This is a genomic window from Streptomyces lavendofoliae (assembly GCF_014649735.1).
Lineage (GTDB): Bacteria > Actinomycetota > Actinomycetes > Streptomycetales > Streptomycetaceae > Streptomyces > Streptomyces lavendofoliae.
Window position 1 is genome coordinate 386,639 of sequence record NZ_BMTP01000004.1, and the last position, 16,105, is coordinate 402,743.

At 73.6% G+C, this 16,105-nt stretch carries 11 protein-coding genes; 6 read left to right on the top strand and 5 right to left on the bottom strand.

Translation table 11 applies throughout. The annotated features are described in order from the left end of the window. Positions 1-76: 76 nt before the first annotated feature. Positions 77-937 (top strand): cellulose-binding protein, encoded by an 861-nt coding sequence (locus tag IE109_RS10260; protein WP_189550463.1) that lies wholly within the window; start codon positions 77-79, stop codon positions 935-937. 123 nt (positions 938-1,060) lie between these two features. On the opposite strand, the gene IE109_RS10265 is transcribed toward IE109_RS10260, so the two are convergent. Then, on the bottom strand, positions 1,061-2,572 hold the full coding sequence (locus IE109_RS10265; protein ID WP_229890847.1) for an MFS transporter: 1,512 nt from the start codon (positions 2,570-2,572) through the stop codon (positions 1,061-1,063). Positions 2,573-2,665: 93 nt separating this feature from the next. After that, positions 2,666-4,111, bottom strand: coding sequence for a DUF2079 domain-containing protein (locus tag IE109_RS10270; protein ID WP_189550465.1), 1,446 nt, complete (start codon positions 4,109-4,111; stop codon positions 2,666-2,668). A gap of 462 nt (positions 4,112-4,573) precedes the next feature. On the opposite strand from IE109_RS10270, the gene mfd reads away from it, so the two are divergent. Continuing rightward, positions 4,574-8,104: a transcription-repair coupling factor gene (mfd, locus tag IE109_RS10275; protein WP_189550466.1), complete on the top strand. Its 3,531-nt coding sequence runs from the start codon at positions 4,574-4,576 to the stop codon at positions 8,102-8,104. Positions 8,105-8,172: 68 nt separating this feature from the next. Here the strand turns inward: mfd and IE109_RS10280 are convergent, their stop codons facing one another. Further along, positions 8,173-8,400, bottom strand: coding sequence for a UTRA domain-containing protein (locus IE109_RS10280; protein WP_229890849.1), 228 nt, complete (start codon positions 8,398-8,400; stop codon positions 8,173-8,175). Positions 8,401-8,660: 260 nt separating this feature from the next. Between IE109_RS10280 and IE109_RS10285 the strand changes: the two genes are divergently transcribed. The 3 genes from IE109_RS10285 (at position 8,661) to IE109_RS10295 (ending at position 11,767) form a co-directional block, all read left to right on the top strand. Further along, a complete protein-coding gene (locus IE109_RS10285; RefSeq protein WP_189550467.1) occupies positions 8,661-10,037 on the top strand; it encodes a condensation domain-containing protein in 1,377 nt (458 codons plus the stop codon). A 190-nt stretch (positions 10,038-10,227) separates the two neighbouring features. Next, entirely contained in the window at positions 10,228-10,968 is a 741-nt protein-coding gene (locus IE109_RS10290; protein WP_189550468.1) for an HNH endonuclease family protein, read from the top strand. Positions 10,969-11,020: 52 nt separating this feature from the next. After that, positions 11,021-11,767 (top strand): N-acetyltransferase, encoded by a 747-nt coding sequence (locus IE109_RS10295; RefSeq protein ID WP_189550469.1) that lies wholly within the window; start codon positions 11,021-11,023, stop codon positions 11,765-11,767. A gap of 100 nt (positions 11,768-11,867) precedes the next feature. On the opposite strand, the gene IE109_RS10300 is transcribed toward IE109_RS10295, so the two are convergent. Beyond that, the gene (locus IE109_RS10300; protein ID WP_189550470.1) at positions 11,868-12,638 is read right to left on the bottom strand and encodes a hypothetical protein; all 771 of its coding nucleotides are present in this window, start codon (positions 12,636-12,638) and stop codon (positions 11,868-11,870) included. A 179-nt stretch (positions 12,639-12,817) separates the two neighbouring features. After that, entirely contained in the window at positions 12,818-13,708 is an 891-nt protein-coding gene (locus tag IE109_RS10305; protein ID WP_189550471.1) for a DUF4190 domain-containing protein, read from the bottom strand. A gap of 173 nt (positions 13,709-13,881) precedes the next feature. Between IE109_RS10305 and IE109_RS10310 the strand changes: the two genes are divergently transcribed. Further along, positions 13,882-15,996 (top strand): N-6 DNA methylase, encoded by a 2,115-nt coding sequence (locus IE109_RS10310; RefSeq protein WP_189550472.1) that lies wholly within the window; start codon positions 13,882-13,884, stop codon positions 15,994-15,996. Positions 15,997-16,105 lie beyond the last annotated feature (109 nt).

Genomic DNA, 16,105 nt, shown 5'->3' on the forward strand with positions numbered 1-16,105 from the left:
GGAGCTTGGCGCACGGGCGCCCCTTTTCCGGGGCCCGGGTTGTTGCATCCTGGATCCGGGGAAAGGGGCGTCAGTCATGAGCGGTTTCGCTGTCGTATGGGGGCGTGGCTACCGGACCGAGCAGGTGGACCGGGCCGTCGCCGGGCTGGAGTCGGACCGGGACGCCGCGCGGCGCCGGGCGGACGAACTGGCCGCCAGGGCCGGGGAGCTCGCGGCGGAGGCGGAGCGCCTGCGGGAGTTCGTGGCGGAGCTGCCGCCGCAGCGGTACGAAACCCTGGGGCGGCGGGCGCAGCGGATCCTGGCGCTCGCCGAGGAGGAGGCCGACGCGCTGCGGGCGGACGCGCTGGAGGAGGCGCGGCGCCTGGCGGACGAGGCGGACGCGGCGGCCCGGTCCTCGCGGGAGGCCGCGCGCGAGGCCGCGGCGGCGGTACGGGGCCGGGCCGAGGAGCGGGCGGAGGAGACCCTCGCGGCGGCGCGGACCACGGCCGCCGAGCTCGCGGCGGGCGCGCAGGCCGAGGCGGAGGAGCGGCGGGGCGAGGGGCTGGCCGCGCTGCGGGAGGCGCGGGAGCGCGCGGAGCGGCTGCTGGCCGAGCAGGAGGCCCGGCACGCCGAGCGGTGGCAGGCGGTGGAGCGCGAGGCGGCCGGGCGGGAGGCGGAGCTGGCGCGGCGGCACGCCGGGCTGCTCGGCGCGGCCGAGGAGCGGCTCGCCTCGGCGGAGCGGCTGCTGGCGGAGGTGGCCGAGCGGGCGCGGCACGATCAGGAGGAGGCGGACGCGCGGGCCGGGGCGCTGCTGGCCGAGGCACGGCTGCGGGCCGAGCGGGTGGAGCGGGAGACGGAGCGGATCCTGCGGGAGCACGAGACGGCCCGCGACGACGTACGGGCGCACATGGCCCATGTCCGCAGCAGCCTGGCGGCGCTGACGGGCCGTACGGAGTGAGTTCCGCGCCCCGCCCCCGCTCCCGCCCCCGCTCGACCGCGTCCGACCGCCCCGCTCGGCCGCCCCGGTAGGGCGCCGTCGCGAGCCCCCGGCCCGTGGGCCGTGCGCCCCGGGCCGTGCGGGTCAGGCGGGCCGGTCGTCGTCCCGGAGGACGGGGAAGCGGCGCGGGGCGAGGGTCAGGAGGACCACCAGCGCCAGGGCCCCGGCCGCGGCGGCGCCGGCGAACACGTACTCCACCGCGGTGTCCACCGCCCTGGGGGTGAGCGTGCCGGGGTCGTCGAGGCCGCCCTCGGTGAGGCGGGTGGCGAGGACGGCGTTGGCGACGGCGCCGAAGATGGCCGCGCCCAGGCTCTGGCCGACCTGGCGGCAGAAGAGGACGGACGCGGTGGTGGTGCCGCGCTCGGCCCACGGGACGGTGGACTGGACGCCCACGATGAGCGGCAGCTGGAACAGGCCCAGGGCCGCGCCCAGCAGCAGCATGATGAGGGCCGGCTGCCACGGTTCGCCCGGGTAGGGCAGCAGCGGGAAGGCGAGCAGGACCAGGACGGCGAACGACATGCCGGTCACGGCCGTGAGGCGGAAGCCCATGCGGTTGTACACGCGGTCGGACAACGCCGCGGTGACCGGCCACGACAGGGTCATCGCGGACAGGACGAAGCCCGCGGCGATGGGCCCGAGGCCCAGCACGGTCTGCGCGTAGGTGGGGAGGAACACCGTCGGCGCGACCATCAGCAGGCCCAGCGCGCCGAGGGAGAGGTTGACCGCCGCTATGGTGCGGCGGCGCCAGACCCAGCCGGGGATGATCGGTTCGGCGGCGCGGCGTTCGATCAGGACGGTGACCGCCATCAGGACCGCCGCGCCCGTGAACAGCGCCAGGGACGGCGGCGAGAGCCAGGGCCAGGCCACGCCGCCCTGGACGAGGGCGGTCAGCAGCAACGTACCGGTGCTGAAGATCGCGAGGGCGCCCGGCCAGTCGACCCGGGCCCGGGTGCGGCGCTCACGGGCGGGTTCGGCGAGGTGGCGGACGATCAGCCACAGGGCGACGCCGCCGACGGGCAGGTTCACCAGGAAGATCCAGCGCCAGTCGGCGTACCCGGCGAGCAGGCCGCCGAGGGCCGGTCCGGCCACGGACGAGGTCGCCCAGACGGTGGAGAGCCGCGCCTGGATCCTGGGTCGCTCCTTGAGCGGGTACAGGTCGGCCGCGATGGTCTGCACGGTGCCCTGGAGCGCGCCGCCGCCCAGGCCCTGGACGATCCGGAAGGCGATGAGGGACTCCATGCTCCACGCGGCGGCGCACAGCAGCGAGCCGGCGAGGAACAGCACGATGCCGGCGATCAGGACGGGCTTGCGGCCGAAGGTGTCGGAGAGCTTGCCGTACACCGGCAGGGTCACGGTCACGGCGAGCAGGTAGCCGGAGAAGAGCCAGGAGAAGAGGCTCAGCCCGCCCAGGTCGCCGACGATCTGCGGTACGGCGGTGGCGACGATGGTGCCGTCCAGGGCGGCGAGGGCCATGCCCATCATGAGCGCCGCGACGACCGGTCCGCGCCGGCGGGGCGCGGCGGCTCCGGGGTCGTGCGCCCGGCCAGGGGTGGCGCCGTCCTCGGTACGGTCTGCTCGGCCGGCGGCGCCGCTCACGTTCCCCCCAGACGTCAGGATGCATGTATGAGGCAGCATTCCATGCGGGGTTGGTGGCGTCACGGGGTCTGCCGGCCCGTGGACCGGGGGCCGTCAGGTGCGGCGTTGCAGGAGCAGGTAGCCGCCCGCCTCGCCGGCCAGGCGGTAGCGGGCCGCCGGGTGGAGCTGCCGGGCGTAGGCGTGCGGGTCGCGCACCCAGCCGGAGCTGTTGTCGAGCGCGATCCAGTCGGGCGTGACGCCCCGGGTGGCGCCGACCCACAGGACGCGGCACCGGCCGGCCAGGCGGCTGATCGGCCCGACGTTCGCCTCGACCGTCGCGCCGTCGGGGACTTGGGCGAGGAGCTCGCGGGCCGCGACCACCCGCGGGGACGTGCGGTAGGTGGCGGCGTCGGTGAGCGCCGAGAGGGGCAGCGAGGGGGTGAGGGCGAGCGCGGCGGCGGCCGCGCAGGCGGGCAGCCGGTCGGCGTACGCGCGCAGCCAGGGGCGGGCGCTGCGGCGCGAGGTGTCGGCGGCGTCGGCGAGGGCGAGGAACAGCACGGGCATCAGCACGGCGCTGTAGTGCCAGTCGGTGGACCAGTAGTGGTCGTCGCCGGACAGGAACCGCCAGCCCAGGGTGGGGGCGCCGGCCAGCAGGAGCGGGGAGCGCAGGGCGAGCAGCCCGGTGGTGGGCAGCAGGAGCCAGGCGAGGGTGCGCAGCTTGGTGTCGGCGCCGGCCAGGGGCGAGGGCCCGTCGCCGACCTTGGTCCAGTAGTCGTAGCCGCCGGTGGTGTTGAAGGCGGGGATGACGGCGGTGAGGGTGAGGATCGTGGCCGCCGCGCCGAGGACGGCCACTCCGGTCGCGTACACGGCGGCGCGGGGCGAGTTCCCGCGGGCCCGCCAGGCCACCACCAGGGCGATCGCGGCGAGGGTGGCACCCAGGTCCTCCTTGACCAGGACCAGCGGCGCGGCCCACAGGAGCGCGGGGCGCCACCGCCGGAGCAGGACGGCCTCGAGGGAGAAGGCGATCAGCGGGACGGCGAAGCAGATCTCGTGGAAGTCGAAGTCCACGGCCTGCTGGATGCCCCAGGACAGCCCGAACGCCACGCCGGTCGCCGGGCCCGACGCCCGGCCCAGCAACCGGGTGGCGGCGCGGGTGACGGGTATCGCGGCGAGGGCGAACAGCGCGGCCTGCGCGAGGAGGAGGGTGACGGGGGTGGGGAAGAGCCGGTAGGCGGGCGCGAGCAGGGCGGTGACGGGGCTGAAGTGGTCGCCCAGGATGTTGGTTCCCGGGCCCTTGAGATCGGCGACCGGTGCCTGCAGGTGCGCGTAGCCGCGGACGGCCTGTTCGAAGATGCCCAGGTCCCAGGAGCGGGTCTCCATGCGGCGGTGGCGCAGCACGGAGAGGGTGCCGTACGCGGCGAACAGCGCGAGCGCGAGGAGGTACGGCGCGCGGTCCGGCCAGGATCCCCGCGGGGTTCCGGGCGGGGACGGACGGCGCGCGCCGGGTATTCGGATCGGTCCGGTGCCGCCGGAGGGCGGGGCGAGGACGGCTCCACGCATGGGTGAGGGGCTCCTTCGGGTCGCTTGCGGGTGCGGGACCCGGTGGGGGTCGGTGGACGTGGGGTACGGGGGTCGGCGCGCCCGCAGGGGACGGCGACCCCCGGTCGGGTCGGGGCGGACGGTCGGGCGGGCTCCGGTGCGGGACGGCGCCCCCCCCGGTCGGGTCGGGGCGGCAATCGGGCGGGGCGTGGGCAGTCGGTTGGGCGGTTGGGCGGATCCCTGACGGGGCGGTCGGTCGGGTTCGGGCGGGGCCGGAGAGGGGTCCCCTGGCGTATACGTCCGGGGGGACGGTTCCGGTTGACACTTTGCCGCACGTGTTTTCGGACGCTTCAGGGGCCGCCCCGTGGGGCGGGAGAGGTTTCTGGGGGCGGCTGTCGGACCGACGTCGTAGGCTGGAAACCCCCGGCCCGTGAGACGTGTCGGGCGGTTCGCGTTGCCCACCCCCCCCGGATGGAAGCCTTCATGAGCTTGCACGGTCTGCTCGACGCCGTCGTCAAGGACCCCGCCCTCGCCGAAGCGGTCAAGGCCGCCGCCGACGGTCACCGGGCCCACGTCGACCTGGTCGGCCCGCCCGCGGCCCGCCCCTTCGCGCTCGCCGCGCTGGCCAGGGAGGCCGGCCGCCCGGTGCTCGCCGTGACGGCGACCGGCCGGGAGGCGGAGGACCTGGCCGCCGCGCTGCGCACCCTGCTGGACCCGGACACCGTCGTGGAGTACCCGTCCTGGGAGACGCTGCCCCACGAGCGCCTCTCGCCCCGCTCCGACACCGTGGGCCGCCGCCTCGCCGTGCTGCGCCGCCTGGCGCACCCGTCGGCGGACGACCCGGCGACCGGCCCGGTCTCGGTCGTCGTGGCGCCCGTCCGCTCCGTGCTCCAGCCGCAGGTCAAGGGCCTGGGCGACCTGGAGCCCGTGTCGCTGCGCACGGGGCAGCAGGCGGACCTGAACGACATCGTGGCTGGCCTCGCCGCCGCCGCGTACGCGCGCGTGGAGCTGGTCGAGAAGCGCGGCGAGTTCGCGGTGCGCGGCGGGATCCTGGACGTGTTCCCGCCGACGGAGGAGCACCCGCTGCGCGTCGAGTTCTGGGGCGACGACGTCGAGGAGATCCGGTACTTCAAGGTCGCCGACCAGCGGTCCCTGGAGGTCGCCGAGCACGGCCTGTGGGCGCCGCCGTGCCGCGAGCTGCTGCTGACGGAGCCGGTCAAGGCGCGGGCGGCGGCACTCGCCGAGGCCCACCCGGAGCTGGGCGAACTGCTCGGCAAGATCGCCGAGGGCATCGCGGTGGAGGGCATGGAGTCCCTGGCCCCGGTCCTGGTCGACGACATGGAGCTGCTGCTCGACGTGCTGCCCAAGGGCTCCATGGCGGTGGTGTGCGACCCGGAGCGGGTACGCACCCGGGCGGCCGACCTGGTGGCCACCTCGCAGGAGTTCCTGCACGCCTCGTGGGCGGCGACCGCGAGCGGCGGCCAGGCGCCCATCGACGTCGGCGCCGCCTCGCTGTGGGGCATCGCCGACGTCCGGGACCGGGCGCGCGAGCTGGGCATGATGTGGTGGTCGGTGTCGCCGTTCGCGGCGGACGACGAGCTGGACGACGACACCCTCAAGCTGGGCATGCACGCCCCCGAGTCGTACCGGGGCGACACCGCCCGTGCCCTCGCCGACACCAAGGGCTGGCTGGCCGACGGCTGGCGCACGGTGTACGTCACGGAGGCGCACGGCCCGGCGGCCCGCACGGTCGAGGTGCTGGGCGGCGAGGGCATCGCCGCCCGCCTGGACGGCGACCTGAGGGACATCTCGCCGTCCGTGGTGCACGTGGCGTGCGGCTCGATCGAGTACGGGTTCGTCGACCCGGCGCTCAAGCTCGCCGTCCTCACCGAGACCGACCTGTCCGGCCAGAAGGCGGCCGGCAAGGACGGGCAGCGGATGCCGACGCGGCGCCGCAAGACGATCGACCCGCTCACCCTGGAGGCCGGGGACTACATCGTCCACGAGCAGCACGGCGTGGGCCGCTACATCGAGATGGTGCAGCGCACCGTGCAGGGCGCCACCCGCGAGTACCTCCTCGTCGAGTACGCGCCCGCCAAGCGCGGCCAGCCCGGCGACCGCCTGTACATCCCGACCGACCAGCTGGAGCAGGTCACCAAGTACGTCGGCGGCGAGGCCCCGACCCTGCACCGGCTCGGCGGCGCCGACTGGACCAAGACCAAGGCGCGCGCCAAGAAGGCGGTCAAGGAGATCGCCGCCGACCTGATCAAGCTGTACAGCGCCCGCATGGCGGCGCCCGGCCACGCCTTCGGCCCGGACACCCCGTGGCAGCGGGAGCTGGAGGACGCCTTCCCGTACGCGGAGACCCCCGACCAGCTGTCCACCATCGCCGAGGTGAAGGAGGACATGGAGAAGACGGTCCCGATGGACCGGCTGGTCTGCGGCGACGTCGGGTACGGCAAGACGGAGATCGCGGTGCGCGCCGCGTTCAAGGCGGTGCAGGACGGCAAGCAGGTCGCCGTCCTCGTCCCGACGACCCTCCTGGTGCAGCAGCACTTCGGCACGTTCTCCGAGCGGTACGCGCAGTTCCCGGTCGTCGTCCGCGCGCTGTCGCGCTTCCAGACGGACACGGAGGCGAAGGCGACGCTGGAGGGCCTGAAGGACGGCTCGGTCGACATCGTCATCGGTACGCACCGGCTGTTCTCGTCCGAGACCAAGTTCAAGGACCTGGGCCTGGTCGTCGTCGACGAGGAGCAGCGCTTCGGCGTCGAGCACAAGGAGCAGCTGAAGAAGCTGCGCGCGAACGTCGACGTGCTCACCATGTCCGCCACCCCCATCCCCCGTACGCTCGAAATGGCGGTGACCGGCATCCGGGAGATGTCGACGATCACCACGCCCCCGGAGGAGCGGCACCCGGTCCTCACCTTCGTCGGCCCGTACGAGGAGAAGCAGATCGGCGCGGCGATCCGCCGCGAGCTGCTGCGCGAGGGCCAGGTGTTCTACATCCACAACCGGGTGGAGTCCATCGACCGGGCGGCGGCCCGCCTGCGCGACATCGTGCCGGAGGCCCGCATCGCGATCGCCCACGGGCAGATGTCCGAGCAGGCACTGGAGCAGGTCGTCGTCGACTTCTGGGAGAAGAAGTTCGACGTCCTGGTCTCGACGACGATCGTCGAGTCGGGCATCGACATCTCCAACGCCAACACCCTCATCGTCGAGCGCGGTGACAACTTCGGGTTGTCGCAGCTGCACCAGCTGCGCGGCCGGGTGGGCCGGGGCCGGGAGCGGGGGTACGCGTACTTCCTCTACCCGCCGGAGAAGCCGCTCACGGAGACCGCCCACGAGCGGCTCGCGACGATCGCCCAGCACACCGAGATGGGCGCCGGCATGTACGTCGCCATGAAGGACCTGGAGATCCGCGGCGCGGGCAACCTGCTGGGCGGCGAGCAGTCCGGCCACATCGCGGGCGTCGGTTTCGACCTGTACGTCCGCATGGTCGGCGAGGCGGTCGCCGACTACCGCGCATCCCTGGAGGGCGGCGTGGAGGAGGAGCCGCCACTGGAGGTCAAGATCGAGCTCCCGGTCGACGCGCACGTCCCGCACGACTACGCGCCGGGCGAGCGGCTGCGCCTCCAGGCGTACCGGGCGATCGCCTCCGCCAACTCGGAGGAGGACATCAGGGCGGTGCGCGAGGAGCTCACCGACCGCTACGGCAAGCTCCCCGAGCCGGTGGAGAACCTCCTGCTGGTGGCCGGTCTGCGGATGCTGGCCCGCGCGTGCGGCGTCGGCGAGATCGTCCTCCAGGGCCCGAACGTCCGGTTCGCCCCCGTCGAGCTGCGGGAGTCGCAGGAGCTGCGCCTGAAGCGCCTCCACCCCCGTACGGTGATCAAGGCACCGGCCCGCCAGATCCTGGTTCCCCGCCCGACCACGGGCAAGATCGGTGGCAAGCCGGTGGTGGGCCGTGAACTGCTGTCGTGGACGGGGGAGTTCCTGACGACGATCCTGGGGTCGTAGGGCCCCGGTGCACGGCACCGGACGGGGCGGCTTCCCTCGAAGGAGGGCCGCCGCCCCGGTGTCCGGCGCTACGGGCCGTCGAGATCGATGACGAAGTCCACCACGGTGGTGTCACCCCGCCGCACGATCGGGTGCGCCACCTCGACGACGCGACCCGTGTCCGCGATGTGTCGGCACGTGTACCGCAGGACGGGGACGCCGGTGCCGATACGCAAAGTGGTCGCCTCGTCCGTGGTGGGCATCCCGCACACGAACGACTCGGTGATCCGGCTGACCGTGATGCCGAGCGAGGACAACCGTGCTCGCGTCCCGCCGGGCCACGGCTCGTTGATCGGATCCGCGACAGGAGTCCCGGCGACGCTTCCCCGGTGTGGACCAGCCCGGCGAACATCCCCGCCCTCGGTCACGAGGACGACCGCTGTCGCCGCCTCGCCGAATACCTGGCCCGGCCTTCCCGGCGTCGGCACGGTGCGCTTCGGAGCACGCCCGTATCCGTTCGCCGTGCGGCGGCGTTGGCAGAGGGGCGTTTTGATGGCGGACGGCGGGAGAGGGCGGCATGCTGCAGGTCTCGGTCGAGGACACGGAGATCCGGCCCGGGGAGGCGCACCGGTGGTACCTCGTGCCGGTGTCCGGTGACGGACCGCCGGTCGTGCGGCGGATGGCGGGCTACAACCAGGCGAAACACTTCACCGTCGCTCAGCACGCGCGGAGCCTGAACGAGCCGGTCCGCTCCTACGTCGCCGCGACGTTCGAGATCACCGGGCCGGTGGACCTGGACGCCCTCGAAGACGCCCTGCTCCATCTGGTACGCCGCCACGAGGTGCTCCGCGCGTACTACGAGCCGCTCGGCGAGGACCTGTCCTGCGAGATCCTCGCCCCCGGCGAGGTCGCCCTCAAGCATGTCGAGTCAGGCCGGCTGGAGGCGCCGCGGGTCGGTGCCCACCTGCACCAGGCGTTCCGGGAGGTGGAAACCCTCTCCTGGCCACTGATCGCCATGGGCGCGGTGGTTCGGGACGACTCGGCCACGGTGTGGTTCTCGTGCGACCACCTGGTCACCGACGGATTGTCCACCGCCATCGCCGTCAACGACATCGCCGGCGCCTACCGGGCTCTCACAGCCGGCGAGGCCCTCACACACGTGGAGGCGGGCAGCTACCTGGAGTTCAGCCGGAGCCAGCGCCGCAGGAACCAGGACCTGCACGCCGACGACCCGCGACTGGACTACTGGCGGGACTTCATCCGGCGCAGCGGCGGCCTGTTCCCACGCTTCCCCCTCGATCTCGGCACCGAGCCCGGCAGGTTGTACGCCCCGGTCACCACCACGGAGCGGCTCCTGGACGCACCGGGCGTCGAGGCGTTCGAGGCGGCGTGCAGGGCCCGTGGCGGGAGGCTGTCGATGGGGCTGCTCGCCGCACTGGCCACCGCAGTACGGGCGGAGGGAGGGCCTGCGGTATACCGGGGTCTCGTGCCGGTCAACGAGCGGGGCAGGGGCGTCTACGAGCAGTCCATGGGTTGGTTCATCAACACCCTCCCCATCGAGTTCGCCGTGGGGAGGGCTGAGGAATTCGCCGACACCCTGGCTGCCGCCCAGACCGCGTACGCACACATGCAGGCCCATGCCGGGCCGCACTTCGTACAGGCCTGGCGGCTGCTGGCCCCGGCCGAGTACGCCAGGTTGCACTACTGGCCGCATGCGGTGAACTTCTACTCGTACATCGACTTCCGGCGGATGCCCGGCGCCGCACACCACGCCGGGCAGCGGGCCCGAATGCATGTGTGGGTGTCCGGGTGCAATGGCATCCTCCACTGGTTCCACCGGACCCAGGACGGCCTCCACGTCAACAGCATCCACGTCGACACCCCGCAGGCCCGCACCACCCAAGAGGCCCTGCTCCGCACCCTCGCCCGCACCGTCACCACGGCCTCGCGGTAGCGCGCGGACGGCCCTACGGCCGGCCGGCTCGTTGGCGTGGCCCGCTGCGTGGCCCGCTCCCCTCGCAGGCGTACGACACGGGGTCGTCTCCCCGGCCGCCGTCCGGCTCGCCGTCCTGGGCAGCGGGCTGCTGCCGGCCGAGAACACCCTGGGGGTGGGGAAAGTACGGGCGCCCGCCTAACATGCACGGATGCGTGCGCCCCGGAACATCCTGCTGCCGGCCCTCGCCGTCCTCCTGGCCGTCGGATGCGACGTCCTTCCGGAGGAGAACCCCTCCTCCGGGCCCCCGGCACGCACCGGCGCGGCCGCTCCGCTGGACAACCCGGACGGTACGAAGCCGGGCCTCGCGCCCCTCACCTCGGACACCGACCGGGCCGAGGCGCGGCGGGTCCTCGAAGCGCTCACCGTGAAGGGACGCGGGCCGAAGACCGGTTACGACCGGGACGAGTTCGGCTACGCCTGGATGGACACCGCCGACGGCGTACCGCTGGCGCGGAACGGCTGTGACACGCGGAACGACTTGCTGAAACGCGATGGCCGGGAGATCAGGTTCCGTACCGGATCGGACTGCGTGGTCGTGGCGATGACCCTGCACGACCCGTACACCGGCAAGGACATCGCCTGGAAGAAGGCGGAGGCGGTACAGGTGCAGGTGGACCACGTCGTCCCGCTGTCGTACAGCTGGCAGATGGGGTCCTCCCGCTGGCCGGAGCCCAAGCGGGAGCAGTTCGCCAACGATCCGCTGAACCTGCTGCCGGTGGACGGCCCGACGAACAGTCGCAAGGGCGACTCCGGCCCCGCGTCCTGGCTGCCGCCGGACAAGGGGATTCGCTGTGCGTATGTGGTGCGGTTCGCGCAGGTGGCGGTGAAGTACCGGCTGCCGGTGGCCGCGGCGGACAAGCGCACCATGCGTGCGCAGTGCGGTGGTTGAGCCGCGGCGAAAATGGGTTGGGCCCGCCGGAGGGGCTGTTTAGCCTGCCCGGATGGAACTGCGCATAACGACGCTCGCCGAACGCCCCGAACTCCAGGGCCCCATGTGGCAGATGGCGGACCTGTGGCCCGCGTTCATGCTTCACGACCCGATCGGTTGGGCGAACATCGGGCGGATCGTCGCCGAGCTGCCCGAGTACGTGTTGGTGGCCACCGACTCCGAAGGGGCGGTGGTGGCCCGGGCGTTCAGCGTTCCGTTCCAGCTGCGGGCGGAGGGGCGTGGTGAGCTGCCGGCGACCGGCTGGGACCAGGTGCTGCTATGGGCGTTCTCGGACCGGAGGCACGGGCGCATCGCCGACACGGTGAGCGCCATCGAGGTCGCCGTCGACGCCCGCGTACAGGGCAGGGGCGTGTCGGCCCGGATGCTGGCCGCCATGCGGGACAACGCGCGGCGGCTGGGCTTCCGGGAGGTCGTCGCGCCGGTCCGGCCCAGCGGCAAGCACCTGGAGCCGGGTGTGCCGATGGGGGAGTACGCCTTCCGTACGCGGGAGGAGGACGGGCTGCCGCACGATCCGTGGCTGCGCGTCCACGTCCGCGCGGGCGGGGTCGTGGAGGCGGTGGCGCCCGTGTCCATGACGATCGCGCACTCGGTGGAGCGCTGGCGGGAGTGGACCGGGCTGCCGTTCGACACGGACGGTCCGGTGCAGGTGGAGGGCGCGTTGGTACCGGTGCGGTGCGAGGCGTCGAGCGGGTACGCCGTGTACGTCGAGCCCAATGTGTGGGTGCGCCACCGGCTGTAGGCGCATCGGGTCCCGTGGACGCACGGGGGAGCCGGACAGGCCGCCCCCTCCGACGGTCCGTCCGGCTCCCCCGTGCCCCCCGTGCCCCCCGTGGGCCTCGTTACTCCGCCCCGAGCTCGTCGAGGTCGAGTACGTCCTCGGCGGCCGGCTTCTTCGCCGGGACCGGCTTGTCGTAGTCCTTGAAGGACATGGTCCCGGGCTCCTTGCCTCCCTTCTGCTCGATCTTCAGCAGGTACGGCTCGCCCTCCGCGGCGACGTAGATCTTGTACGTGGCGTCGCCGTCCTTCTCGGTGAGCGTCAGCGCCTTCTCGCCGTTGACGGTGGTCTCCTCGCCCCGCTCGGCGACGTTGATGCCCGTCTCGAACTCGGCCAGCAGCGTGTCCAGTTCGCACATCTCCAGGCCGTCCTTGAACTCCGGGTCCGTGGTGTCGCTCTTCACCCACCGGCCCTTGAGCATCTTCAGGACCGCTTCCGTCTCCTCCGGCGATCCGCCCTTGTTCTGTTCACGCAGGAAGGACTCGTCGAAGCGCATGTAGGCGAGCTTGCCGTCCCTGATGAGCTCCATGGTTCCGGTGGAACCCATGGTTATGGTCCCGGCGCACTGCCCCTTGGTGTCGAGGGCCATGAAGGCCCTGATCTGGCCGTCGGCGGTCTTGAGGTTCGCGTCGAGGGTGAGGGAGTCGGCCGTCTTGGTGGCCTTGATGGCCTTGTTGGCGATCTGCGGGCCGGACAGTCCGGGGAACGGGCCGGCGTCCTTCGCCTGGCCACCGGAGGAGCCGGACGGGCCGCAGGCCGTGAGGGCGAGGGCGGCGGCGGCGCAGAGGGCGGCCAGGGCGGAGCGCTTGAGGGTGCGGGGGACGGTGGAAGACATGGGAGTGCTTTCTCCGGGTGAGGGGAGCGGGGAGCTGACGGGGAAGGCCGGGGGGCCGGGCGCCGGGGTGCCCGGGGGCCGGAGGTTCGGGAAGACGGGGAGGACGGGGAGGACGGGGAGGACGGGGAGGACGGGGAAGACGGGGAAGGGGAGGGGCCTGGCGCGCGGGGTGGGGACGGTCAGAGCTTCAGGTCCCACTGGGCGGCGTCGTAGTCGAAGCCGGGGGTGACCTCGACGGTCAGCGACCCGGCGTCGGCGGGGGCGTCGAAGGCGTACTTCACGGTGGCCTTCTTGCCGGGCAGGACGCTGCCGGTGAATCCGGTGCCGTACGTCTCGCCGTCGAAGATCTCCTCGGCGGTGACCCCGTTCTCACCGGCGCGGGCCCCGACGGTGAGGCCGTCGGTGGAGAACTTCTCCTTGCCGGCGTTCTCGACGGTGATCGTCACCTCGTACACCTTGTTGCCCTCGGTGTGGCCGATCGCGAACTCGCCCGCCTTGACGGACGTGGCCGCGGAGACGGTCACCTGGAGGTCGTCGTCGTAGACCGAGGTGTCGCCGGCGGCCAGGGGCTCGCCCTTGTCGGCCTTCCCGGTGGCGCCGGCGGCGGGGGCGCCGCTCCCGCCGGCGGCCGGGTCCTTCGGGGCCGTGCTGCTCGATGCCTTGGTGGCTTCTTCGTTCACCGCGTCGTCCACGACCTTGTAGAGGAGGACCGCGCCGACGACCGACAGGATCATCGCGATCAGGCCGAGGACCGCGCCGGCCGTCGTGGCGCCCTTGTTGGTGGCCTCCCCGCGCTTGACGCGGCCCCGGCCGACGAGGCCGAGGACGAGGGCGATGAGGCCGAGGACGCCGGCCAGCCAGAACATCAGCGGCACGACGCCCGCCAGGGCGCCCAGGATGCCGAGGATCAGTGCCGCCGTGCCCAGTCCGTTGCGTGCGGGCCGCGACGGCTGCTGGTGGACCGGGGCGCCGTACTGGCCGGGGTCCCCGTACTGGCCGGGGTCCCCGTACTGGCCGGTGCCGGGGTAGGGCTGCGTGCCGTGCTGGGGCTGCTGCGAGAAGTCGGACATGGGTGCCCTCCGGGACATGACATGGCTGTGTACCGGGGCTGTGCGGCTGCCCCGTGTGGCGACGGGTCAATAAGACCAGAGCCTGTGAACCGAGTCAACACGATTCACAGAGAAGTACGCCGACCACATTGTGAAGTCGTGGTTCTTGTGTACGGCTGTAGGATCGGCGCCACATGCAGCAGGTGGGTGAGGGGAGTCGGCCGGTGCCGGACAACGCAGCAGAGGTGACCGCGGCCGGGATCGCCCGCCTCGCCGGAGTGGGACGAGCCGCGGTCAGCAACTGGCGGCGCCGGCACGCGGACTTCCCCAAGCCCGTCGGCGGGACCGAGACCAGCCCCTCCTTCGCGCTCGCCGACGTCGAACAGTGGCTGCGCGCCCAGGGCAAGCTCGCCGAGGTGCCCCTGCGTGAACGGGTCTGGCAGCAGGTCGCCGGCCACCCCGCCGGACCCGTCACCGCCCTGGTGCACGCGGGCTGCGCCCTCCTCCTCGTACGGGAGAGGTCCAGCGGCTGGCTGGAGATGACCGCCGTCTCCGACGAGCGCATGGCCGAACTGCTGCCCGCCGCCCTGGAGGAGATCCTCACGCTCCGCCTCGGCCCCGAGCGGACCGTCCCCACCCCGAACCCGACCGGCCTCTCGCCCTCCGTCCCGCTGCTGCGCGCCGCCACCGAGCTCGCCGCCGAGACGGGCGCCCGGCAGGCCTTCGAGTTCCTCCTCGGCCGCCACCTGGACGCCAATCCGCGCCAGTACACCCTCACCCCGCCCGGCCCGGCCGCCCTGATGGCCGAACTCGCCGGGCCTGCCGACACCGTGCTCGACCCCGCCTGCGGCACCGGCGCCCTGCTGCGCGCCGCCGCCCGGCCCGCCGCCCTGTACGCCCAGGAGACCGACCGCGACCTGGCCGCGCTCGCCGCGCTCCGCCTGGCCCTGCAGTCCGGCGCCGACGTCCGCGCCCAGGCCGGCGACTCGCTGCGCTCCGACGCCTTCCCACGGCTCACCGCCGACGCGGTGCTCTGCCACCCGCCGTTCAACGAGCGCAACTGGGGCCACGAGGAACTGGCCTACGACCCACGCTGGGAGTACGGCTTCCCCGCCCGCACCGAGTCCGAACTGGCCTGGGTGCAGCACGCCCTGGCCCGCCTGCGCCCCGGCGGCACCGCCGTCCTGCTGATGCCCCCCGCCGCCGCCTCGCGCCGCTCCGGCCGCCGCATCCGCGCCGACCTGCTGCGGCGCGGCGCGCTGCGGGCGGTCGTCGCGCTGCCGGCCGGCGCGGCACCCCCGTACGGCATCCCGCTCCACCTGTGGGTGCTGCGCAAGCCGGTCGCGGGCGCCCCGGCGTCGCCCGCGCTGCTGGTCGTCGACACCGCCGAGCACACCGACGGAGGCCGCGACAAGCTCGACTGGCCGGCCGTCCACACCGCCGTGCTCGACGCCTGGCAGCCCTTCGACAAGCACGGCACGGTCGCCGAACGACCCGGCGCCCACCGCTGCGTCCCGGTCATCGAACTGCTCGACGACGACGTCGACCTCGCCCCCGCCCGCCACCTGCCGCCCCCGGCCGCCGCCGGCGGCGCGGAGGAACTGGCCGGGGTGCGCGACCGGCTGACGGCCGTGCTGCGCCGTACCGGCGAGCTGACCCCGCCGCCCGCCCGCACCGCCGCGCACCCGGAGGCCGCCCGCCTCCCCGGCGTCACCGTGGGCGAACTGGCCCGCACCGGCGCCCTAGAACTGCGCGCGGGCGGCTCGGGAACCGCCCTCGGGACCGGGACCGGAGCCGCCCCCGGGACCGCGACCGGCTCCGCCGTACCCGTCCTCACCGAACAGGACGTCCTGGCCGGACAGGCGCCCTCCGGGACCCTCCCCGAAGGCACCGGCGAGGAGCCCGTGCTCGTCCGCGCCGGGGACGTCGTCGTCCCGGTCCTCGGCGGCGGGTCGGTCGCCCGCGTCGTCGACGACGCCACCGAAGGCGCCGCCCTCGGCCGCAACCTCCAGCTGCTGCGCCCCGACCCGGCGGCGATCGACCCCTGGTTCCTGGCCGGCTTCCTGCGCGGCACCGCCAACAACCGGCAGGCCAGCAGCTACGCGTCCACCGCGACCCGGCTCGATGTGCGGCGCCTCCAGCTGCCCCGGCTCCCGCTCGCCGAACAGCGGCGGTACGGCGAGACGTTCCGGGCGCTCGCCGAGTTCGAGGAGACGCTGCGCCTCGCGGGACGGCTGGGCGAGCGGCTGGTGCGGGGCATGTACGACGGGCTGACGGACGGCACGGTCGAGGCCGCACCGGTCGACTGATCATTTCGACAACGGTTCGTACAACCCCGGCGCCGCTGTCGGAGTCGATGTATACGCTCGTCCTCCCGCCCGACTCGCCAGGTCGGCAACACGTCCTCCAGGAGCAGTA

Excerpts from the sequence above, each read along its gene's own strand:
- IE109_RS10260 (WP_189550463.1), top strand. The coding sequence starts at position 77 with ATGAGCGGTTTCGCTGTCGTATGGGGGCGTGGCTACCGGACCGAGCAG.
- IE109_RS10270 (WP_189550465.1), bottom strand. The coding sequence starts at position 4,111 with ATGCGTGGAGCCGTCCTCGCCCCGCCCTCCGGCGGCACCGGACCGATC.
- mfd (WP_189550466.1), top strand. The coding sequence starts at position 4,574 with ATGAGCTTGCACGGTCTGCTCGACGCCGTCGTCAAGGACCCCGCCCTC.
- IE109_RS10285 (WP_189550467.1), top strand. The coding sequence starts at position 8,661 with ATGCTGCAGGTCTCGGTCGAGGACACGGAGATCCGGCCCGGGGAGGCG.
- IE109_RS10290 (WP_189550468.1), top strand. The coding sequence starts at position 10,228 with ATGCGTGCGCCCCGGAACATCCTGCTGCCGGCCCTCGCCGTCCTCCTG.
- IE109_RS10295 (WP_189550469.1), top strand. The coding sequence starts at position 11,021 with ATGGAACTGCGCATAACGACGCTCGCCGAACGCCCCGAACTCCAGGGC.
- IE109_RS10300 (WP_189550470.1), bottom strand. The coding sequence starts at position 12,638 with ATGTCTTCCACCGTCCCCCGCACCCTCAAGCGCTCCGCCCTGGCCGCC.
- IE109_RS10305 (WP_189550471.1), bottom strand. The coding sequence starts at position 13,708 with ATGTCCGACTTCTCGCAGCAGCCCCAGCACGGCACGCAGCCCTACCCC.
- IE109_RS10310 (WP_189550472.1), top strand. The coding sequence starts at position 13,882 with ATGCAGCAGGTGGGTGAGGGGAGTCGGCCGGTGCCGGACAACGCAGCA.